This window comes from Bradyrhizobium sp. 604_D8_N2_3 (genome assembly GCF_051810765.1).
Classification (GTDB): Bacteria; Pseudomonadota; Alphaproteobacteria; order Rhizobiales; family Xanthobacteraceae; genus Bradyrhizobium; species Bradyrhizobium barranii.
In genome coordinates, this window is record NZ_JBPWPM010000001.1 from 1,480,769 (window position 1) to 1,501,079 (window position 20,311).

The window sequence follows — 20,311 nt, forward strand, 5'->3', positions numbered from 1 at the left end:
GAAGTGGCTCCTCGGCAATGGAGCGATGGTGTTCGCCCCGTATTCAACTCCGTCCTTCACAGGTCCCGTCAGACACCCACTTGTCTATCCTGAGGCCGCGCAGTTGAAACGCGTTGCAAGCGGGTGAGCACGTCGCCTGCACGTGCTCTGCGCATCGTCTCTAGGCAAGACGGGACGGCAGCGGACCGCCTACCAAGTTGCCGCAATTGCTCCTCAGGCGGGATAATTCCAATCCCTAAAAACGGCCTGGAGGATCTCGAAAGGGCGGCGGGGCGCGAACGCCATAACCAACTCCAAAGCCGACGAAGAAGATCATAGTGATAACAAGAATGGCCATTGTCATCAGGACGACTACTTCGCTGGAGGTCTTGATTCGCACTCCCGCCACCAGCGATAGCAGCCGGTAGAGCAAATGCGCGAATATCTGCTTGGTACAATCTTGCGCTACGTCCGATTCAAGGGTTTTTGGCCATGCCAGCCAATATTTTATCCCAGCCTACAGCTTACCCGGATCAGGAGGCTTGCGCCCCCGTCGGGAGTACCGCGCCGTGAGCGGGCACCGGAAACCCTTGTTCTGCTCGATGTATGTCGTTCGCTTCTCTCGCCAGGCAATTGCGCCTGGCACCGTAGGAGAGGCGGCCAATCCGCAGCACATGCAATCCGGCGAGATTGCCGGTGTCGCTGCTGCGGCGCTGCGGCCGCCGATGGTCGACACGTTCGGAGCGCATGACACTGCATTGCCAGCCAACAGTCCACGTCAGAGCGTCGCAGGCGTGGTGATTGCCAGCGCCACAGATCCTCTACTGCTAAACCAACGAATTCGTTCGGTGCTTCTCGGGCTCACGCGGTTCGCTCGTCATTAGCATGTCCATTGCGGAATCCAGAGACTTATATGCCCGGTCTCGGACCACCTGCGGCAACTCAGGCGCCGCCTCAATCGCGGCCCGCGCGTTGCTCACTATTGAATGCTTTGCCGAAAGGCGCTTCGCGTCCAATATGACATGAAGCGTCTGTCGAAGATCGGACCCAATTGAGCTGTCGCTATCTATCAATTCGCGAATTTCCAAAACATGCGATCAATTAATATCATTGACGCATAGAACGATGACAGTCGTTGTGACACCATTGGTCGTTCCTTCATCCAACTAACTTTATGGACCATCGCACGAAACGGATGTCTGTCCGGTTCGAAAGTCTCTCGGCCGACCTGAAGAGGGGAATGAGACAGCGTCCCTCGGCCGCCACCCGCCGGAGCGTCGGGGTGTGACGCGGCAGACGTAGCCCACGATCAAGGTCCACGGCCATCTTGGTCGCGCAGGTTTCAGAGTGACACTGGCACCAGCCTCGCCGCGCTGGCGCGAGGGCTCGATTGTCGGAGTTTGGTCCAGCTCAGTATTAACTCCATGTCTTTTGTTTCAGTTGCGGCTGCCCGAGTCGGTCCGGACTGGGGCACAGTAGCAGCAAACCACATCTTGGATTTGTGTAGAATGCGGGACTGACGTGCCAGACCTGAAGGGGCGTGAGCAGACTTGCCCGCCGGAGCAAGCAAACGTAGGAGCTGGCTCCGTCGATGCAAACTAACGGAACGGCATTCGTTGACGATATCGTGCCAGCTAGGGTGGCCGAAAGCATCGTAGGTATGGCTCTTCACTCCATTCCTTCTGACCATCAGCATCCCGTCGCTATGAGTTCGGAGTGAATTGCCGCTGCCGTGTTGAGGCAAGCATCCAATGGGAGACATCCGAAGGCGAGCTGGCAAAGCAGATAGTTCGCGGGAACCTCGTTGTCGATTGCCCTGGTTTAACGACCCCTCGTCGGGCCTGAACATTAGCTGTGCCGGATAGTGCCTTGCACCAAACACCTGGTCATCAGTCATGAATCCGGTCTGGACCAGCTTATCGAGAACCAGGCTTGCACGCTGATGAACCGCCCCGGGTTTGCCGGAGGCTCCATTCCTGAGAGGATGGAGCCATGACGAGCAAGACGACGAACAAGTTTTCACCTGAGGTCCGGACTCGAGCGGTTCGGATGGTTCTGGATCACGCCAGCGAGCACCCGTCGCGCTGGGCGGCCGTGACGTCAATCGCGGCCAAGATCGGCTGCACGCCGCAGACGCTGCATGACTGGGTCAAGAAGGCCGAGGTCGATAGCGGGCAGCGGGCCGGCGTTCCGACCGACACGGCCGAGAAGCTGAAGGCGCTCGAACGGGAGAACCGCGAGCTTCGGCAGGCCAACGAGATCCTGCGCAAGGCAAGCGCCTATTTTGCGATGGCGGAGCTCGACCGCCGGTCCAAACCATGATCGCCTTCATCGACGATCATCGTGGGGCGCATGGGGTCGAGCCGATCTGCAAGGTCTTGCCGATCGCCCCCTCGACCTACCACGCCCATGTGGCCAAGCGGCGCGATCCCGCCAAGCTGTCGGCGCGCGCCAGGCAGGACGCCGCGCTGAAGATCGAGGTTCGGCGCGTCTTCGATCAAAACTTCTCCGTCTACGGCGTGCGCAAGGTCTGGCGGCAGCTCAAGCGCGAAGGCTTCGATGTTGCCCGTTGCACAGTGTCGCGACTGATGCAGGACATGGGTTTGCAAGGGGTCATCCGCGGCAAATCCGTCAAGACCACGATCAGCGACAAGGCCGCGCCATGCCCGCTGGATCACGTCAATCGCCAGTTCAAGGCACCAAGGCCGAACGTCCTCTGGCTCTCCGACTTCACCTATGTCGCGACCTGGACCGGCTTCGTCTACGTCGCCATTGTGATCGACGCCTATGCCCGCAGGATCGTGGGCTGGCGGGCCTCCCGCACGGCGCACGCAGGCTTCGTGCTCCCGGCCGGTCCATCGCAGCGGGCTCGTGCACCACAGCGACAGAGGCAGCCAAGGCGGATTCAAACGGTCGTCGCAACACCAGTTGTTTTCACTCATAACAGCAATTCGTCAAGCGCCTCCGCCGGCGTTTTCCAGCCTAGTGTCTTTCTCGGACGGGCATTGTGGGCCGCTGCCACAGCGGATATCTCGTCGGCGCTATGGATGCTGAGGTCTGTGCCTTTCGGGAAGTACTGTCGCAGCAACCCGTTGGTGTTCTCGTTAGTACCGCGCTGCCAAGGGCTTTGCGGGTCGCAGAAGTAGACCTGGATACCCGCATCGATCTTGAGACGATCGTGCTGAGCCATTTCGGCTCCCTGATCCCAGGTCAGCGAGCGACGCAGTTCTTCGGGCAAGGTGATGACGGTGCGCGTGATCGCGTCGCGCACGGCCTCGGCCCCGTGTCCCGCGAGCGCAGGTCCGTTCTTCGCGCGCGGAGCTTCGCCGTGCCCCGCCAACCGGGGAAGGTGCAATAGCATCGTGAAGCGCGTCGTGCGCTCGACCAGCGTGCCGATTGCCGAGCTGCCAAGACCGAGGATGAGGTCTCCCTCCCAATGTCCCGGCACTGCTCGATCGGCAGCTTCAGCAGGGCGCTCACTGATCATGATCTCCGGCGAGACAAACCCCTTGCCTCGCCTGCGTACGCGCGCTCTGGGCATCCGTAATACACGCCCTGTTCGCAAGCAGGCCGTCAGCTCGCGGCGTAGCGCCCCACGGCCCTGGACGAAGAGAGCTTGATAGATAGCTTCGTGGCTGATGCGCATCGTCTTGTCGTCCGGGAAGTCGATCGGCAAGCGTCGGGCAATCTGCTCGGGGCTCCAGGCTTTGGCCCATCGCCGATCCTTGCGCGGGCCATGCCGGCGCCCCTTCCACGGAACGACGGGACCAAGAACGGGAGCGCCGCTCGGGGCTACGACGTCGCCAGCAAGTCTCTCCTGCACATAAGTGCGCAAGGTTGCATTGAGCGCAAGCTTGGTCGGCTTGGGTCGGCGGGCGGATCGATTCGCATGCCATTGGGCAGTTGTTGCCCGATACTCCAACCCGCCGCCGCGGGTAGCCGCGTTGCGTCGCAGTTCACGGGATATTGTCGAGCAGCCCGCCCCAGGCGACGTCCAATCTCTTGCCTGGAATGGCCCTGCACCTTGAGGAGTGCGATCTCCTCGCGCTCTACCAATGAGAGGTACCGCCCGGAGAGTACCTTTGCCGAAGATCTGAACATCGCTGGTGGCATGCCGCCCGCCTTTCGGAATAATCTGCTTCCGACAGGTTGTGACAATCCGGCTTCCAGCGCAGCATCCTCGCTGCTTAGCCCCGCGGCAATCGCCAGCCAAAATCTATTCTGTTCATCGCGTCCTGCAACAGACGGCCGTCCTGGCGATGGCAATGGGGCTCGTCCTGACCGCGCCGATCGGCGTCTTACAACGTTCATCGCAACCTCCAACCTCCGAGTGTTGCGACGACCGTTTGAATCCGCCCAATACGTCTCTATCAAATACACCGAACGCCTGGCTGAAGCTGGCGTCGAGCCTTCTGTCGGCAGCGTCGGAGATTCCTATGACAACGCTCTCGCCGAAACCATCAACGGTCTCTACAAGGCCGAGGTGATCCATCGGCGCGGACCATGGCGAAGCTTCGAGGCCGTCGAGTTCGCGACGCTGGAATGGGTGGACTGGTTCAACAACCGGCGGCTCCTGGAGCCCATCGGCAACATACCGCCGGCCGAAGCCGAGCAACGCTACTACGCCATGCTGGAACAACCGGCCATGGCGGCATAACTTAAACCAAATGGCCTCCGGCAAACCCGGGGCGGTTCACTGACGCACATTCCGAAGACCAATGTGCGAAGCTACATCGAGCGGCTCATTTAGCAAGCCGGCAAGCGTGGCCGCTTCGCTCAGGTCGGTGTCCTGAACGCGTTTGTTGAGATAGAGCCGTGCCGCATCACTCACTCCGAAGATAGCGGCTCCGATCTGCACCCGGTTCAAATAGATCGTTAGGAGTTCATCCTTGGTGAGCCGCCGTTCGAGCCAAATCGCGACAAGTGCCTCGTGAATTCTGTCCTCGACAGCGGCTCCATTTGAAGGGATTTTGAATCCTCGCAACCTGCTGGCTAACGGTCGAATGTATGCCGTCTAGGTTCCAATTAGCATGGAATGAGCGGGCGATAGCAGCAGGGTCATTCCCGAAATGGCTGTAGAAGCGGTGATCCTCGGTCGCAAGCGTCGCCTTGATTAAGACGTCCGGAAGCTCTTTCAGTCCAATCGAGATATACGTAGCGCAAGAGCTGGTCTGACCCGCGCGGCAGTCCGGCAGACACACTGTAGGGTCAGAGTCCTCGCCCCAATTCTGACCTGCGGTCTATGAAAAACCGGGATTGTCACGATCAATGACAGTATCAGGCTGATGATCCCGAATGTTAAAGACTCCGAAAGCGGGTGGACAATCACCCAGCGTAGCGGTCGGCCAACACGCAGCGCACCCCCCATCAGCTCCGTAACCATAGTGGTGATTGAACAGATACGCCTGGCTGTTCCCATTATACGCTCTTGGATCGCGGCGGTCCGGCTTCGCGGCATCATCTGATTCACTTGCTTCTTTCAATTATCTGGAGTACGCGCGGCGAAACGCGTGCCGCTGTCGGCATGCCGCTCGGCCTTCTTGTTTCCATGTTTTTCATTGAAAGCGCCGAAGAAAAGCTTGTGTGGGGCAATCAGACAAGTCAGGAAATGCGACACGCTGCGACTAGAAGGACACATGCAAGCTTGCAAATCGGGCGTCAGCTCTGAGGGGATGAGGCCAGTACGCCTGCAGTTATGAGGGTGATCGCGGGTCGTGAGTCGTTCAGCCGTCACGCTGTATTCTCGATGGCATCTAGTCTGCAGCACCCGATGCTTGTTGCCAGCAAGCGAGTCGTTTGAGGGAGCTTCGCTAGTCGGCATCACAACTGAAGCTGTCGCTTTGGTACATCATTGCTCGCGCGTCCGGGACATTTAAGCGATGGTTTCGCAGGAGCAGCGGAGTGGGCATAAGCCATATACAGCCGCGCGCGCTCTCGCCGCCTGCGAGAATGCCAGCTGCGGACGGCATAGCCGGCGCCAGAGCCTGCGATAAAGATCAGAACGAGAAGAACAGATGCCATCATCAAGATATATCCATTTCCAGCAGCGCCTCGCAGATCGTAAATGTGCTGTGCCGTCGTCATGAGGCGAGTTATGTCTCAGTTGAGCGAATCGAACCGCCAGTTGGTACAACTTGACGCTGGGTACGATTCAAGTCTTTAAGAGGTCTTGGGCGGCATGGTTGCTGGATCACTCAGGACATTGTGTAAGACCAATGCTCGATTGGCCCAGGTGTTCGGCTGTTGCAAGTTGTGTGGTCTCGGCGTAGTGCCCTAGCATATGTCCCTCACGCGAAAGAGGCTGTCGCCGCCGCGGTTATCCCTCTTATCTGCGCAAATTCATGCTAGCTTTCGATCTGAACACCATGTGAGTGCACGCGACTGAGAGCGGTATCTGCAAAGGCAAGGCCACCCCCCGAGCTTCCTAAAAAGGCGCTTGTCGATACGGATGAGTATGGTTCCGAATTTGTCGGCTTGGCGAATTGCGCACATGGCGCATCTGTTGTCGGACAAGAAGTTCAATCGTGCCCAGTCAATCGGGCCGTGCAGGGTAATCCGCCTGAAGCGCGCAACCTGCGCATCTCGCCCAGCCCTTGCTCTACTGGCCCATCTGCCATCGAGCCACAGTTACGCCGGTCGCATCATGACAGCCCTCGGCCGTGCCGCAATTGAAGCCCCAGCAATTCGACCTTGAGCCGAAGCCACCGTCCATGCCGATATAGTAGCTGCTCCAGTCGTAGATCGCAGCCGCGACAGGCTGCGGAGCTTTGGTGTAGAGAGGTCGGACGGCCTGCGCAGGCAGATCCGCGCCGAATGCGGGCGTCACCGCGCCGGCGCCATAATGCTTACAGTCTCAGGCAAAAAGTTCTTCATTTCTACTCTCATCTCTTGGGCGCCCCCAGCCTCGTGCGTCTTTAACAACGTCCGCGCGATTTGCTGTAACTGCTTCGCAACATTTGCGCCCAAAACAATGTGCGAACCGAACGCTGCGTCAGGTTGCGGCTTTTCAGGTCATCTCCAACTGCGCCCACAATGCTCGGACGCATGCGGGCACAGCTATCCTACTTTGACGAAAAGTGGGCTGCTGATCTCAGCGGATAAAGCACACCGCAAGCAAAATGATGACCTGCCACACCGCAACGGAGCAGAGCAAGGCGCTTTGCAACGTCCTCGCTCGTATCCTGTGGCGCCATCGAAGGAGCTGCGATGAGCAACCGGTGAAGCGCCGACCGCGTACAACAGCTATCATGTCATCGTAATCTGAAAACCGGAAGTGAGACCGATGCTTGCGAATATACGCAAGCCGATCAGCGGGTGAGAGGCACTGTGCCCACACCTCCCATGCCTCATCATCAAAAAATGCGCTATTCTCAACGACTTCGGCGAGGCGCTCGTCAGGCTTCATGATGCATCCGCTGTTCTGCCGTTCTGCCCGTCGCAGATCGAGTTCTAGGAAGGAAGCCCCACCTTCGAAACTACCAGTTTGGGTAGGCTGCTTCAGGGAATCTAGCTCGGCCAGGACCATTGGTCATGGTCATGGTCAACGCGAGCTTGATCCTGACGCGAGATCAGATCCGAGGCGTCGGAGCGCTCTGCATCTCTCGCAGTGCAGATCGTGAGGGGCATCGAAGCGCCGTAGATGCTGTAGGAAATTGAAAATGCTCCTCACCGAGGCTGCCGCAATCGCGCTCGCGTCCAATTCAATTCAAGCGCTAGCTCGCGCGCGAATTTTCAACGATCTCTGGTGGAAGTTCTGCCCGGCAATAGCTTCCGCACATGCTAAGGCCATACAGATGCTGTCGGGCTTGACTCTACGCGAGCACGCGCGTGGCCGCCAATCTGGATTGCGCATCTATGCTCGTCGAAGTGGCGGCGGAAGGCGTTCGCCCTCGCGTGGCGGATCGGCAATTTCCTTGCTCGAGCGAGGCCGAAAGCGACGCTAGAAACCGGGTGCGGGAACTCGGGGCGGCAGCGTTGCAGAAGCATCGGAAGGAAAGAGAGCACCATAGAGCCGGGCGCGCCACGTCCTTTGCGGGAACGCCAGCTCGGCACTTCGTTGCCAAATCCAAAGCCGGCGAAGAAGATCGTAAGAAGAGAAGTGCTGTCGTCATCCTCAACCTCTAATCCCGAGCAGTGCCTTGATGTGCTACGTCACGCTCCTGCATCGCTGGTCGACAATTGGTCGGCGCGATTCGGCAGATGCTTGATTCCGAGGACGAGACGCTACGTATCAGCCGAGTCCATCCGGCGACTTCGAGCCGAAATGCATTCCAGCTCGATGTGGCGTACAGCAGCGGTGTGCGTAGCGTGGCACAGCTTTGCGGATGCCTGCCAGAGCAGTCCACGCCGCGCTCGTTGCAGGAAGCGAAATGCGTTGTGCCGGTCGATGTGGCTGGTCAGACTGGTGCGCCGATTCCGACGGCATTGCCCATCTTCCCTGCTGGTGGGCAACGGACAAAGCGTTTCAGGTGGCATCTGAAACGTGGAAGAGGCTAGCCATCTGGTTGCGCGATCGGCGCGACTCTCGTGACGCCCGGGTTGTTTGCGCGTCGGCAGGCTGTCGGCGGGCCACAATGAAATGCAAGGGCGGTCGCACTCATCCTTTGAAATCGAGCGCCTAAATCATGCGGTCGTCGCCTCGATGCTTGGGAAGGTGGCGCGGCGATCTTTTCCCGCGGCATGCCTACTGACCATGAGACAAACCCGCTACCAGAAAGACGCTGTCTTACATGGACCGCTCGGCAATCTCGAAAAATTGACGGCGATGTCTTCCTGCCGTCGTTGAGTGAGTGAACCTGCGCCTTAAGCAGAAGTTCGCCAGGTGTTAGCCGTAACCTCGATTTGATTGGGCCAGGAAGAGATGAATGTCTGATCGATGAAATCGCCAAAGATGCGGGCTCTATCATTTGACTTGAGTTCACTTGTCAGTCCCCGAGCGAGAATAGGTTTGGCGATTTGCATACGATCGGCGATGGTCCGGCGATCTGGCGGTAAAGCTGCGAGCGTCTCGTTGAAAATGTTGGCCAGAATGCGGAGGTCTTCTGGATAGAAGAGGTCACCGTGCCCTTTCGCTGGGACTGTTCGCCTGCTCGCGCTCCGGGGCGCTAGCCTCGATCATGGTGCTTAACCAGTCTGGCCGCGACGAGTTCGCTTGTGAGTTCGTCCAGCAGCTTGACGGCTCGGAGCGCCGTGTGTCCTGGCAGATCAGCTGAGCCACGAGCTTCAATTGGAGAGCAATCCGGTTCTCTAGATGCTGAATGCGCGACGTGCAAACAATCTCCTCCGGTTTCTCGGTTATGGGAGCCAGGCAAAAAAGGTGGCCATTCGTTCCACTTGCGTCGGCAGAAACGGATACCTTGCGCGAGAGCCAATCGCTGTTGCTCAAGGTACAGAGCGCATAGGCTTTCATCGGGAGCAGGAGGAAGATGTTGATCGGGGTGTGCAGCGAGAAGCCGAGAAATCGAAGCTCGCCGGCGCGCAGGGCTGCCACGCTGCTTCGAATCATGGTCATCGCGACGATGGTCAGACCGGTCCACCACGGCACGCTGTCCGTGAGCGCGAGCTGAGCGAGCGCGGCAATCGATGAGATGGCGAGCAGCAGCGGCCCGAGGTTTTGTCCGAGCACATCGAGCGTGAGGTACCGATCGAGGCCGGGCAGCAGGTGCAAACCGAGCAGGGGGTCGCGGTAGGTGCTGCGCCCAGCGGAGCTGTTGGCGCAGATACGGCAAGAGCGTGTCCGGGACCACCGTGGCGGCGATGGCGTCCGGAACGTACTCCGTTCGGAACCCTGCCTTGAGCATGAGGATGGTCAGATGACGGTCCTCACCGAAGTCGCTGGGTTTTCCCCGGAAGAACTGCGTCTCGTATTGCTCGAGCAGCAACAGCAGCGCGGAGCGCCGGTACATGGCGCACGGCCCGCAGCAGCACATGACGGCACCAAACCGCGTCTGCGCCGCGCGCTCCTCGTTGCAAGCCAACCAGTACTCCATGTCGATCAATCGGGTCAGCCAGCTGTCGTTTCGGTTGCTGGCCTTCAATTGGCCCATGGCCGCGCCGACGGCTGGATCCTGCATCTTGCGCACGAGCTTGCTGACCACGTCGCTGTCGATTTCCGTGTCGGAGTCGACGTTGAGCACGAGATCGCCGAATGAGCGGCGAATCGCTGCGATCTGCGCCTTGCGGTTTCCAACATTGCTTCGCAGCAGAATGATGGTGAATCTCGGGTCATACGCGTAGCTGGCGTGGACCGCGTCCACTGCGCCGACATTTGCAGAGCCGTCGTCGACCACGTAGACCTGCAATCGCCCTGGGTAATCCTGACTTGCGATAGACTTCAGGCAGGCCGCGAGCGTGCGGGGGTCCTCGTTGAAGCAGGGCACGATGACATCGACGCTGGGCAGAGCATCGGCGTCGACCGGGTCGTACGGCGGCAGTGGAGCGTCGCTTCGCAGCGCATAAAGCGCCTGCGCGCTCTTATGGACGCTGGAGAGCAACACGTAGGAGGCAACAGCAGCGGTGCTGATGGTGGCAAGCAGGCTCATGGGAATCGACCTATTCAGTGAGGTTGAGGAAGCGACCGGATTGCAAATCCACGGTCATGCAGTGCTGGAATGAGTTGGGCGAGCGCCGTCACGGTCTGGTCGCGCTGACCAGCATGAGGGCAGCGTCCCAACTCGTCGGGAGGGCACCCGTCGTGCAGGAGCACGATTGCCCCCGGCGGGACCGAGGCCAGCACCGCGGCAACGATCGCCTCGACGCCGGGACGAGACCAGTCTTGCGGATCGACTGACCAGTGCAGGGCTGCCAGTTCGGCCTTCGCCGACGCGACGAAGGCCTCCTTGCTCCAGATCCCGTATGGCGCACGCATGTGCCGCGGCCTCGAGCCCGCATCGAAAACACTCCAGTTCCCTGTTCTCGCCAAGCTCTCTCGAGCGGCGCGACGCCTGACCGATGCGCGTCAAGCGCAGCCATCCGGAATCGCAGTTGACAGAGAGCTGCACCCAACGGCGCATATCGCCCTTGTCGTTACTGGCGTTTGCTGCGCCGCTCTTGCTTGGCCAGAGCTCTGAGCGCAAGCTGTTCATGCTGCTTCATTATTGATGTTCGATCCAGATTGATGTATCGAAGCAGCTCCCGCGCGCCGGTGGCTCGCCGACGCAATACGATACGCCACGCTCGCCGCAGTCAGGATAGCCAAACCAAGAGGGCCTCGATCTGGGCGCAAGAGGTGAACATGTGCTGACGCTTGCACGCCATCCGTCAATTGCATTGAAAATAGTCAATACGTCATCGCGCGCCTTGTCCTCAATCGTCCTTGCGATTGCAGGCGGCTAGCTATGTGGATTTGTCGATTATTGTTAAAATCGATTCTTTTGATGTGACGTATCCATGCTGCGGATGGGCCAAGAGGGATCAACGTTCGGTGGGCAAGCCGATGCTCTTGATCCACTTGATCAGGCCAACGCGATAGAGTGGCTCAGCGTGCGACCGTCCTTTCGGTGCAAAGTCCTGGCCGAGCATCGAACCCATCTCGGGAAACGCGAATCATGGTGCTTGAGCTGGATCACCTCAAGTGAGCTTCACAGGAGCAAAGTCGGGCGATTGCCAGTGGCGATGACGACGAGTGGCCGGTCCTTTCGGTGATTAAGTTGCAGAGCTGAAGGGGACCCGCACTTGTTCGATGCAGCGGGCCGTTGAGGCTGGCCAGAGAAGCGTCGTTCGCGATGCACGAGATAAATCCGAGCCTGCAGCGTTTCGGCAGGTCTCCACTCAAGCCCTGCCGGCCGCCAGGGAGGCACTAGATTGATCAACTAGCGTGGTGCTGTCGCTCTGACCTGCCCCTGAAGTTTCACCCAGTAGCGGTTAGAGTCTCGGCGGATGTTACGCCGTTTGGCGCGGTGTGAGCAACGTGCGATCGGCGGAGCTGGTCGGGGTTGCGCAGCCGATCGCACGTTGCGGTGAGGTAGGCGGCATAGGCCGCAGGGGTCAGATAGCCGAGCGAGGAATGCGGGCGTTGGCCGTTGTAGTCGCCGACCCAATCCGCAATCTTGGCGCGGGCGTGATCGAGGCCGAAGAACAAGGTTTCGTTGAGAAGCTCGTCCCGCATCCGGCCGTTGAAGCTTTCACAGAAGCCGTTCTGCATCGGCTTGCCCGGCGCAATGAAGTGCCAGTCGATCTTGTTCTCCTCCGACCAGGCCAGCATGGCATTGCAGGTGAACTCGGTGCCGTTGTCGGAGACGATCATGCCCGGCTTGCCGCGCTGATTGATCAGCGCCGTCAGTTCGCGTGCCACCCGCCGCCCCTGGTTCGAGGTGTCGGGGATGGCCGCCAGACATTCCCGGGTCACGTCATCGACGATATTCAGGACCCGGAAGCGACGGCCGCTGGCGAACTGGTCGTGGACAAAATCCAGCGACCACCGGGCGTTCGGCCGAGCCTCGACCAGTATCGGCGCTCGGGTGCCCACGGCGCGGCGGCGGGCCCGGCGCTTGCGCACGCTGAGGCCTTCCTCTCGATACAGACGGTAGATCCGGTTCCGCCCGGACGGCTCGCCCTGCTGGCGAAGCAGCACGAACAGCCAGCGGTAGCCGAACCGCCGACGGGCATTAGCAAGCTCGCGCAAGTGGCCGCGTAGTTCGGTGTCCGGCGGTCGGCACGATCGGTACCGAACCATCTTGCGGTCAGCGCCGACGATGCCGCAGGCCCGCCGCTCCGACAGACCCATGACGGCCTGCAGGTGCGCGACGGCTTCGCGCTTGGCGACGGGCCCTACCATTTTTTTGACAAAAGCTCGCGTAGCGCTGCAGCATCCAGCATCTGCTCGGCCAGCAGCTTCTTCAGCTTGGCGTTCTCGTCCTCGAGTTGCCGCAACCGCTTGGCATCGGAGACGTCCAGACCGCCGAACTTCGCCTTCCAATTGTACAGCGTCGCTTCATTCCACCAGGCTAGATAGCTGCTCAGCAGCTCCGCGAATTGCCTCGCCTAACATCAACCGTGCACAGCCAAATGTCGCGGCAAGGGATCAACGGAGCGGGGCATGCATCAATGCATCTTGCGATGAGCGCTCAACATGCCGATCTCGCTAAGGAGATCCTGGGTGCGGTGGGGTTCGCTGGCCATGAACATTGCCATTGCAGAATCGAGCGAGCTGTATGCCCGCTCGCGGACTGCCTGCGGCAAATCAGGAGTTGCGTCGATCGCAGCGCGCGCGTCGCTCATAATCTTATCTTTTGCGGAAAGAAGCTTCGCGTCTAAAATCACATGAAGCGTCTCTCGAACGTCAGGTAAGATTGAGCTGTCGCCATCGATCAATTCTCGAAGTTTCCAAAACATACGCTCGACTGCTACCATCGACCCCAGGACTGACATCAGTCTTGGTGACATCATAGGCGATCTCCTTCTCCAGTCAGAGTCTGGCGGCCATCCGCCAAATCAGACACGTCCCCGATTGACACCGATGTGCGAGGTGATCCTGAACAGGGGAATGACTGGGATTACATTTCCGCTGCTATGCCCCGGCGGGCGTGAGACGGACCTTCAAATGGCACTTATTCCCTGTGCGTGAGATGGCGTCCAAAGCCGACATCGAGGGCGTGCGCCGTCTCCGTTTTGCCATACGTTGCAAGAGGTATTGGAGGTGGACATCTACTGCCAAGCATCCGTGCTCTTCCGCTTGTGCACTGCGATCGCTCTGTTGACGACGCCGAATCGGCTGAGTGATCCCGCTCACGCAAAGCTGGTCATCCGATATCCCGTTGCTCCGAGCGTCGACGCGTTTCGTCATTGCGTGAAGGCATCGAGATCGACCCTCCCGAGTCGGCGATCGCGTGTGTTGGTCGTGCGTCAGGTCGACCTCGATCAACCTATTGGTTCTCCATCGACTGCCCGGTCGAGCCCAGCAGTGATAGCGAGTTATATGCGCAGATCGTTTTCATCTGCCGGAGTCCGTATCTCGGATTGAATCACTTCGTCTCTCTTACTGCTCTCGTCACTGCACGGCTATGCTGTGCGAACCGTGCATTTCACCCACCAGCGGCCACCGCGCTTATCCGCGCGCAATTTGCCGCGGCGGATCCGAGAGAGCACGGCTTCGGGGCTTATGTGGTTCATTGCTGCGAACCGCTGAACAGTGAGGTAGTCCTCATGCAGAGGTGGAGGGGTGCTAATGCCGTGCGCAGCCAGCAGAATGCGCAGCGAAGCCAACTCCGCCAGCACGATCTCGAGCTTACGCGCGATCTCCTCCGTCCGATCGGAGCGCTGCCGGGACCGCGTCACGACAGGCCCGCTCGGGCGATAAGCCACACCTTGGATTCGTCTGGAATGCGATCGACGAGCCGGCGCGCCAAAGCGGGATCGGCGTGAACCAACTCACGTGTCCAGGCAAACCAATGCTCGGGCATTCTCAACGCGTACAAAATGAGAGAAGGCGATTTATTGCCGTTAAGCCTTCTGCTTGCTGATGCAGCCGAAAGGGTCGCTTGGTTGTAAAAGCCATCTGAACGATAGCAGCGGCTGATCGAGCCATTCGGCAGCGGTGCTCATCGGCGTCGCTATTGCCCTTTATTAGCAGGTCAACCGCGAACTTATCGGACCCGCTGTGGGTCATAGCCCGCGCTCTGCCGCTATGAGCTCGGAGTGAATCGCAGTTGCTGTGTTGAGGCAGGCATCCAGTGACAGAGATCCGAAGGCGAGCTGACAAAGGAGATAGTTGGCGCCTGCCTCTTCCACGTGATCGAGAAGAGTCTGGCGCACCGAAGCGCGCGTTCCGACAACGCACAGTTCACTCTCGATCGCGGCATCCAAGGTCAGGGGCAGGTTGGATGGAGGCGCGATGTCATTGAGGTCATACAGGAACTTGAAGTTCTTGAGCCATGTTTCATAGGCTGGCGCCGCTAGGGACCGGGCGGCTGCTTCAGAGTTGGCGATTACGACCATGCGGAGCAATGCCAGAAATGGTGCTGCACCGTTGGCGTCACCCTTCGCGTTTCGATGAGTGCGATAGACATCGGTTATCTTGCGAACGGCAGAAGAGGGGCCCATGCACGCGAGATTGGCGTCATTTGCCGCCGCCCACCGGGCTGAGTCTGGCCGATTTGTTGCAATCCATGTGGGGGGACAAGGATGCTGGTGAGGTGAAAGCGTCAAGGGAACTTCGGTCAGCGCAAAATGTCGCCCTTGGTATGAGAGCGGACCGCCATTCATCGCGCCAACGAAGATTTGGGAAGCTTCCTCGTAACGGCTCGACGCAACATCGGCTCCAACCCCAAAGTAGCTCAGTTCGATCGGCAAGGAGCCGCGACCAAGGCCGACCTCAACTCTGCCGCTGCTCAGGTGATCCAACATGCAGATCTCCTCGAATGCACGCAGCGGATGATAGAGGTTGAGCAGCATGACCAAGGGACCAACGCGAAGTCGCCGTGTGCGTTGTATGACGCTCGACAGAAACAAGTTCGGCGATGGACCCCGTCCATGGGGAGTGCAATGATGCTCCGCTAGATGATAGGCATAGAAACCGAGCCGGTCGTAGGCCTCCGCGAGCGTGAGGCGGTCCGCGTATTGCCGTGCGATATCGCGGCCGTCGTCGTCAAGGTGATCAAAGATGCCGCAGGTCAGGTTTGAGGGAAGAACGTTTCTCACTCAGTTATCTCCTATAGAGAGAGGACCGGAGTCCGCCGGGTTTCGGGGAGTGCAAGAGGTGCTCGCTGGGAACGCGCTGCATAGGCTGCGAAGCCGTTCTCAACTGCTCGAAGTGCGCCGACTGGATAAAAACGGACTCCGGCTGCGTCGCGAAGCTGCATCAGGTGTTCGTCCGGATCGATTACGTGCGCGGATCTGCGACATGCGTGGAAGGCGCCACTAGCCACGGCATCCCACTTTCCTAAGAATGCTGCCGATAGCCGCCAGAAAGGCATCCATCTGGCGCTTTGTACCGATGCTAACCCGAATGCACTCTTCCAGGCCGGCATCCGGAAAGAACGCAACAAGGACTTTCTGGTCTTCCAACGCCGCCTGCCACCATCTGCCACCCTGGCCCACCGGCACACGGGCGAGGAGGAAATTCGCGTAGGAAGGCGTTACAGAGAACCCAAAGTCTGAGAGGGCGGCCGCTACGCGCTGCCGCTCAAGCCTGACGTGGCGATGGTTCTCCTCGTAGGCGTCGCGATGCGCAAGGACGCTCATGCCCACCGCTTGAGCGACCACATTCATGTTGAAAACATTCTGGATGTTGCGAAGTCGCCCAATCAGCTCGGGATGGCCAAAACCGAAGCCGACGCGAATGCCAGCGGCGGAATAACTCTTGGAAAACGTGCGCAGGACCAAAAGATTCGAATGGCGCTCAACAAGGCGTAGGCCGTCCTCAGGTGCGAAATCGACATAGGCTTCGTCCAATACGATCAATTGGTCAGATCGTATAACGAGGCGTTCGATCTCAGCGAGCGGAACAAAAGTTCCGGTCGGATTGTTTGGGTTGGCCAGCAGAATGAATTTGGCATCTTTAGCCGCACCGAAAAGCAGCTCATCCATCGGCAAGCAGTCAGGTTCAGACCAGGGAATTTCAATGAAGCGGGCCCCTTGCAACATGGCAAGCTTGCGATTGAATGAGAAGCCGGGCGACATCATTGCGATGCCCTCGCCGGGGGCAAGGAAGGCTCTGTAGATCAGACTGAGGAGTTCAGATGATCCATTGCCAGCCATCACGCGATCGGTTGCGATGCCATAGGCAGCTGCGGCCGCTTCTCTCAAGCTGATATTGTCGTCCTCTGGATAAAGATATTGCAGCTCAAGAGCTGCAATCGCGCTTTGCATCACGACGCCAGGCAAAGGAAATGGGTTCTCATTTGTGTTCAGTTTCACGCAACCATTGTCCGGGGTAGGCCGGCCCGACGGCAGAGCACCCAATTCGCGAGCAACCGGCGAGATGGAGGAAAGCAGAGTTTGTAATTTCGTATCCAACTTGGTGTTCTCCCTTTGTGTCGACGAGAGCAGTTGAGGGCGCTCATCGAGTCTAGTCGATACGGGCGCAATGTTCGGGGCCAGAAAGCGCAAGACATGACTGAATGCGAGTGTTGGGGGGCACAGGCCGACTTAGATATAACCGCCGCGCATCAGAGCTCCGCTATCAAACCGGTAGCGATCAGCACGGAAGAGGCGCCGCACGGCGCCATCCAAGCGGATACCTGTTTCCACGGAGGGAAGGGACGCCACGTCCACTCCGCCGAACAGCGCTGCTAACGATTGGCTCAAACTCGCGCAAATCGCAGAGCGACTGTGCGCGACTGACATCTTGTTCATAAGGTACGTTCCGTTTGAAGAGGCCGTGACAGTTCACTCCCGAGAGCTCGGCGCGCATCAGTTCGACTAGCGGGAAGAAGGTGCCGATGTTCGTCGGCCTTATGAATCTGGAAGCGGTGCTCACTGCAGTGGCACCAGGCGAATGGGAACGTACTCTTCGGGCGGCCGTTCGGGCGCGCACGACAGCTGTGATAGCACAGCCGCGAGGGCGAGAAATGCTGCGACTGCGGCGACTGCGAGGCACGTGAGCAGCGCGTAATCGCTAGATCGAGGATGGTTCATCTTTCGAACGCTCCGTGCGGTGTTGGGACGGGCGATCAGTTTTGCTCGACCGCTTCGACGGTATTGTTGCGCCAGCGGTAAACGATGAAGCCAGGAGTGGCATTGTCTCCCTTAGAGTCGAATCGAACCGTGCCAATGGCCGTTTCGATTGAGCCCGCGCGTAGGGCCGCAGCGACCCGGATGGCATCGAAGGTGCCGGCCCGTTTGACGGAGTCTGCCCATGCTTGAACCGCGGCATAAGCGTAGAGCGTGTAACCCGCGGCAGACAGGCTCGAACCCTTGAGCCTAGCGACAGCGGCTACCCCTGCAGCATTCTTCGTCGGGTCCGGCATAAAGGTGAAGAGCGTGCCGTTTGCGGCGTCGCCGGCAATGGCCAAAAAGTCGCTTGTCATCAGCGGATCGTTGGCTATGACGGCTAGACGCGCGCTCGCCTCCGCAGCTTGACGCACGATAAGGCCGATGTCGTTGTAATAGCCGCCAATATAGACGATCTGGATTCCCTCTCTCTTCAGTCTCGAAACCAGAGCGGTGTAATCCTTCTCGCCGGCAACATAGCTTTGTCGAACAGTGTGCTCGCCAGCTGCACGAAGCCGCGATTCAACGATATCAGCGATGCCTTTGCCTGCTGTACTCTTATCGTCGAGGACCGCGAGCTTTGCGCCTTGGTGGTGCCGCACGATGTAGTCGGCCGCAACCCTGCCTTGTTGGTCATCGCGGCCGCAAATCCGAAACAGCGTGGTTAGGCCACGCTCTGTCAGACGGGGATTCGTCGAGCCAGGTGAAATCTGAATCACCTCCGCTTCGGCGTATATATCTGAAGCCGGAATCGACGAAGCTGAACAGAAGTGCCCAACGACTAGCTTGATCCCGTCAGTTGTCAAGCGATTGGCAACAGCGACGGCCTGCTTGGGATCGCATGCGTCGTCGGCAATCCTCAATATGAGCTTTGTGTCAGGCAGCAGACCCGATGCATTTATCGAATCCACGGCCGCGGCCGCTCCGTCGCGTATCTGCGCGCCGAGCGCCGCAGTGCTTCCCGTCATTGGGCCCGCTACCGCAATGTAAACATCTTTTGCCCAGGCGCTCGAACTCAGGATCAAGGAAAGGAGCGCAGCAGTTGCAAGCCTATGAACGGGAAAAATCGACATGTGGAGCTCCCGATATCGCGCGACATCTTGGTCTGCGTCGCCATCTTGGTATGACGCGGCGACCAGCAGTCCGGCGCTATGATGTTTGAATCGAACTCAGAGTGGTACGAACAGGCTCAGGTTGTTGCCAGGTTCAGCCATAAGTATCGGGCGGGTACGGACGAACGGACGTTCCGGGACTGGTCAGGAGAATCCGTCCTCTAGACGTTGACGGGGCCCATATCGAACATCCTGCCGGCATCCGGTACACTCGCCAATCTCCTGTGCTCGGCAGATGTGTGGAGAGGAGGCGCTTGGAAGGCCCGGACGATCATCCACCGACTTGTTCTCGCCGACAGCTCTCACCGGGACGTTCCGAAAGTGATGCCGATCATTGGAGTCTCCCTCGGTCTAGCCGGCGCTCTATCCGCCCCGTCGCTGCGACGATGCGTTAGACGGTACAATATGACGCTACGTGCGAATCAAGTGCCTCGAAGCGTGCTCGTCGAGGTTGTTTGCCAAAGATAAACAGAGAAGACCCAATGAGTGCCGACAATCGAGAGTCGGAGAGGAACTGCTGCGGGCCAACGATCTTGTCAGTCAGAATTGAACGGTCACCATCAACTCATTGGGTTTAGAGTTATTCCGACAACCGAGAGCGCGCGCAACCGCGTCAATTCTGTCCCAGCTGATCCTCCAGCGCGGCGAGGGCGAGATCGAGGTATCGCATGAGGCTCGCATCCCAGCCGGCGAGATTGTGTGGTTCGGTCAATCGCGTCAGCACTTTGAGTATCATTGAGACAGTCGAATCAACTCCTGCGATCTCAGTCAGCAGCGAACGGGCCTGACGCGCGACTGCATTTGCCCGCTCACTGCATGGAGGCTCGCCCTGACCCATGCAGCTTCGTAGCTCGTCGCGAATCTTGCGCCACCGATCTTCGCGGCTAGCGTTTGAGGCGCATGTGCAGATCGCCGAGGGGGTACGCTTCTCAATCCGTGACAATGCGTCTAACGTGGCCGGCAGTTCGTCGACACTGACTTGTGTCTCACCTTGCGTCGTCATATCTCGCAATCGGTCCCTTAATAATGTCGTCCGCGCGACTTGAAGTTCAATCCGTTCCAGATGGTTGCGCAACAGGTCCGTGAGAGACGTCCGCCCCTCGATTGCTTTGCGGATCTCAGGAAGTGAAAAGCCGAGCTCACGCAGCGCGCGAATCTGAGAGACGCGTTGCAGGCTTTCGCGATCGTACATGCGGTGACCGCCATCGGTACGTTCCGAGACCGTCAACAACCCGGTATGCTCGTAGTGATGCAGAGTGCGTACCGTTACGCCGGTCGCCTCTGCAAGTTCTCCAATGCGCCATCGGCGCCGTCGTGGTGTGGCGTTTGTCATGGTCCTCAATTTTCAAGCGTACAACCTGACGTCACGTGAGAATCAAGTTATTTCAATGATCTAGATGATGCGTCTCTTGCTGCGGACCGCAGAAGGACTGAGAGCATGCTGTTGATCAAGCGGCCGAGACAAGTGCAAGCATCAAGTTCGCCAGCGACCCCAATTCATCCCTCGCTGCGCGTTGCAGAACGAGTCTCGCGATCGCCGCGCGGTTCTCGCTGGTTCGCATGCATGTCGG

The 20,311-nt window shown here is 59.0% G+C and carries 10 protein-coding genes, 7 pseudogenes and 1 other annotated feature; of the genes and pseudogenes, 3 read left to right on the forward strand and 14 right to left on the reverse strand.

Annotation, left to right across the window (positions count from 1 at the left end):
- Window positions 1-548: 548 nt before the first annotated feature.
- A complete protein-coding gene (locus tag AB7245_RS06945; RefSeq protein WP_439034048.1) occupies window positions 549-863 on the forward strand; it encodes a hypothetical protein in 315 nt (104 codons plus the stop codon).
- 805 nt (window positions 864-1,668) lie between these two features.
- Here the strand turns inward: AB7245_RS06945 and AB7245_RS06950 are convergent.
- A pseudogene (locus AB7245_RS06950) lies at window positions 1,669-1,782 on the reverse strand (LLM class flavin-dependent oxidoreductase); the annotation flags it as partial.
- A gap of 189 nt (window positions 1,783-1,971) precedes the next feature.
- Between AB7245_RS06950 and AB7245_RS06955 the strand changes: the two are divergent.
- A pseudogene (locus AB7245_RS06955) lies at window positions 1,972-2,877 on the forward strand (IS3 family transposase); the annotation flags it as partial.
- Window positions 2,256-2,372, forward strand: a sequence feature (AL1L pseudoknot). Its footprint overlaps the pseudogene before it by 117 nt.
- A gap of 40 nt (window positions 2,878-2,917) precedes the next feature.
- Here AB7245_RS06955 and AB7245_RS06960 read toward each other — a convergent pair.
- Window positions 2,918-4,290, reverse strand: a pseudogene (locus tag AB7245_RS06960) (IS30 family transposase).
- Between the two features lie 43 nt (window positions 4,291-4,333).
- On the opposite strand from AB7245_RS06960, the pseudogene AB7245_RS06965 reads away from it, so the two are divergent.
- A pseudogene (locus AB7245_RS06965) lies at window positions 4,334-4,636 on the forward strand (integrase core domain-containing protein); the annotation flags it as partial.
- A gap of 36 nt (window positions 4,637-4,672) precedes the next feature.
- On the opposite strand, the gene AB7245_RS06970 reads toward AB7245_RS06965, so the two are convergent.
- The 12 genes and pseudogenes from AB7245_RS06970 to AB7245_RS07025 form a co-directional block, all read right to left on the reverse strand.
- Window positions 4,673-4,963: a transglycosylase domain-containing protein gene (locus AB7245_RS06970; protein ID WP_439034049.1), complete on the reverse strand. Its 291-nt coding sequence runs from the start codon at window positions 4,961-4,963 to the stop codon at window positions 4,673-4,675.
- On the reverse strand, window positions 4,863-5,180 hold the full coding sequence (locus AB7245_RS06975; protein ID WP_439034050.1) for a transglycosylase domain-containing protein: 318 nt from the start codon (window positions 5,178-5,180) through the stop codon (window positions 4,863-4,865). The genes AB7245_RS06970 and AB7245_RS06975 overlap by 101 nt, the downstream gene beginning before the upstream one ends.
- A 1,397-nt stretch (window positions 5,181-6,577) precedes the next feature.
- A complete protein-coding gene (locus tag AB7245_RS06980) occupies window positions 6,578-6,805 on the reverse strand; it encodes a hypothetical protein (protein ID WP_439034051.1) in 228 nt (75 codons plus the stop codon).
- 2,229 nt (window positions 6,806-9,034) lie between these two features.
- Window positions 9,035-10,520: pseudogene (nodC, locus tag AB7245_RS06985) on the reverse strand (chitooligosaccharide synthase NodC).
- A 14-nt stretch (window positions 10,521-10,534) separates the two neighbouring features.
- Window positions 10,535-10,852, reverse strand: a pseudogene (locus AB7245_RS06990) (chitooligosaccharide deacetylase NodB); the annotation flags it as partial.
- Between the two features lie 975 nt (window positions 10,853-11,827).
- Window positions 11,828-12,895: an IS3 family transposase gene (locus tag AB7245_RS06995; RefSeq protein ID WP_439034052.1), complete on the reverse strand. Its 1,068-nt coding sequence runs from the start codon at window positions 12,893-12,895 to the stop codon at window positions 11,828-11,830.
- A pseudogene (locus AB7245_RS07000) lies at window positions 12,856-12,942 on the reverse strand (hypothetical protein); the annotation flags it as partial. The gene AB7245_RS06995 and the pseudogene AB7245_RS07000, both read right to left, overlap by 40 nt.
- 78 nt (window positions 12,943-13,020) lie before the next feature.
- Entirely contained in the window at window positions 13,021-13,365 is a 345-nt protein-coding gene (locus tag AB7245_RS07005; protein WP_439034053.1) for a hypothetical protein, read from the reverse strand.
- Between the two features lie 1,215 nt (window positions 13,366-14,580).
- Complete coding sequence (locus AB7245_RS07010) at window positions 14,581-15,615, reverse strand: LLM class flavin-dependent oxidoreductase (RefSeq protein WP_439034054.1); 1,035 nt, start codon at window positions 15,613-15,615, stop codon at window positions 14,581-14,583.
- A gap of 219 nt (window positions 15,616-15,834) precedes the next feature.
- The gene (gene hisC, locus AB7245_RS07015) at window positions 15,835-16,932 is read right to left on the reverse strand and encodes a histidinol-phosphate transaminase (RefSeq protein ID WP_439034055.1); all 1,098 of its coding nucleotides are present in this window, start codon (window positions 16,930-16,932) and stop codon (window positions 15,835-15,837) included.
- 656 nt (window positions 16,933-17,588) lie between these two features.
- Complete coding sequence (locus AB7245_RS07020; RefSeq protein WP_439034056.1) at window positions 17,589-18,701, reverse strand: branched-chain amino acid ABC transporter substrate-binding protein; 1,113 nt, start codon at window positions 18,699-18,701, stop codon at window positions 17,589-17,591.
- Between the two features lie 652 nt (window positions 18,702-19,353).
- On the reverse strand, window positions 19,354-20,073 hold the full coding sequence (locus tag AB7245_RS07025; protein ID WP_439034057.1) for a MerR family transcriptional regulator: 720 nt from the start codon (window positions 20,071-20,073) through the stop codon (window positions 19,354-19,356).
- Window positions 20,074-20,311 lie beyond the last annotated feature (238 nt).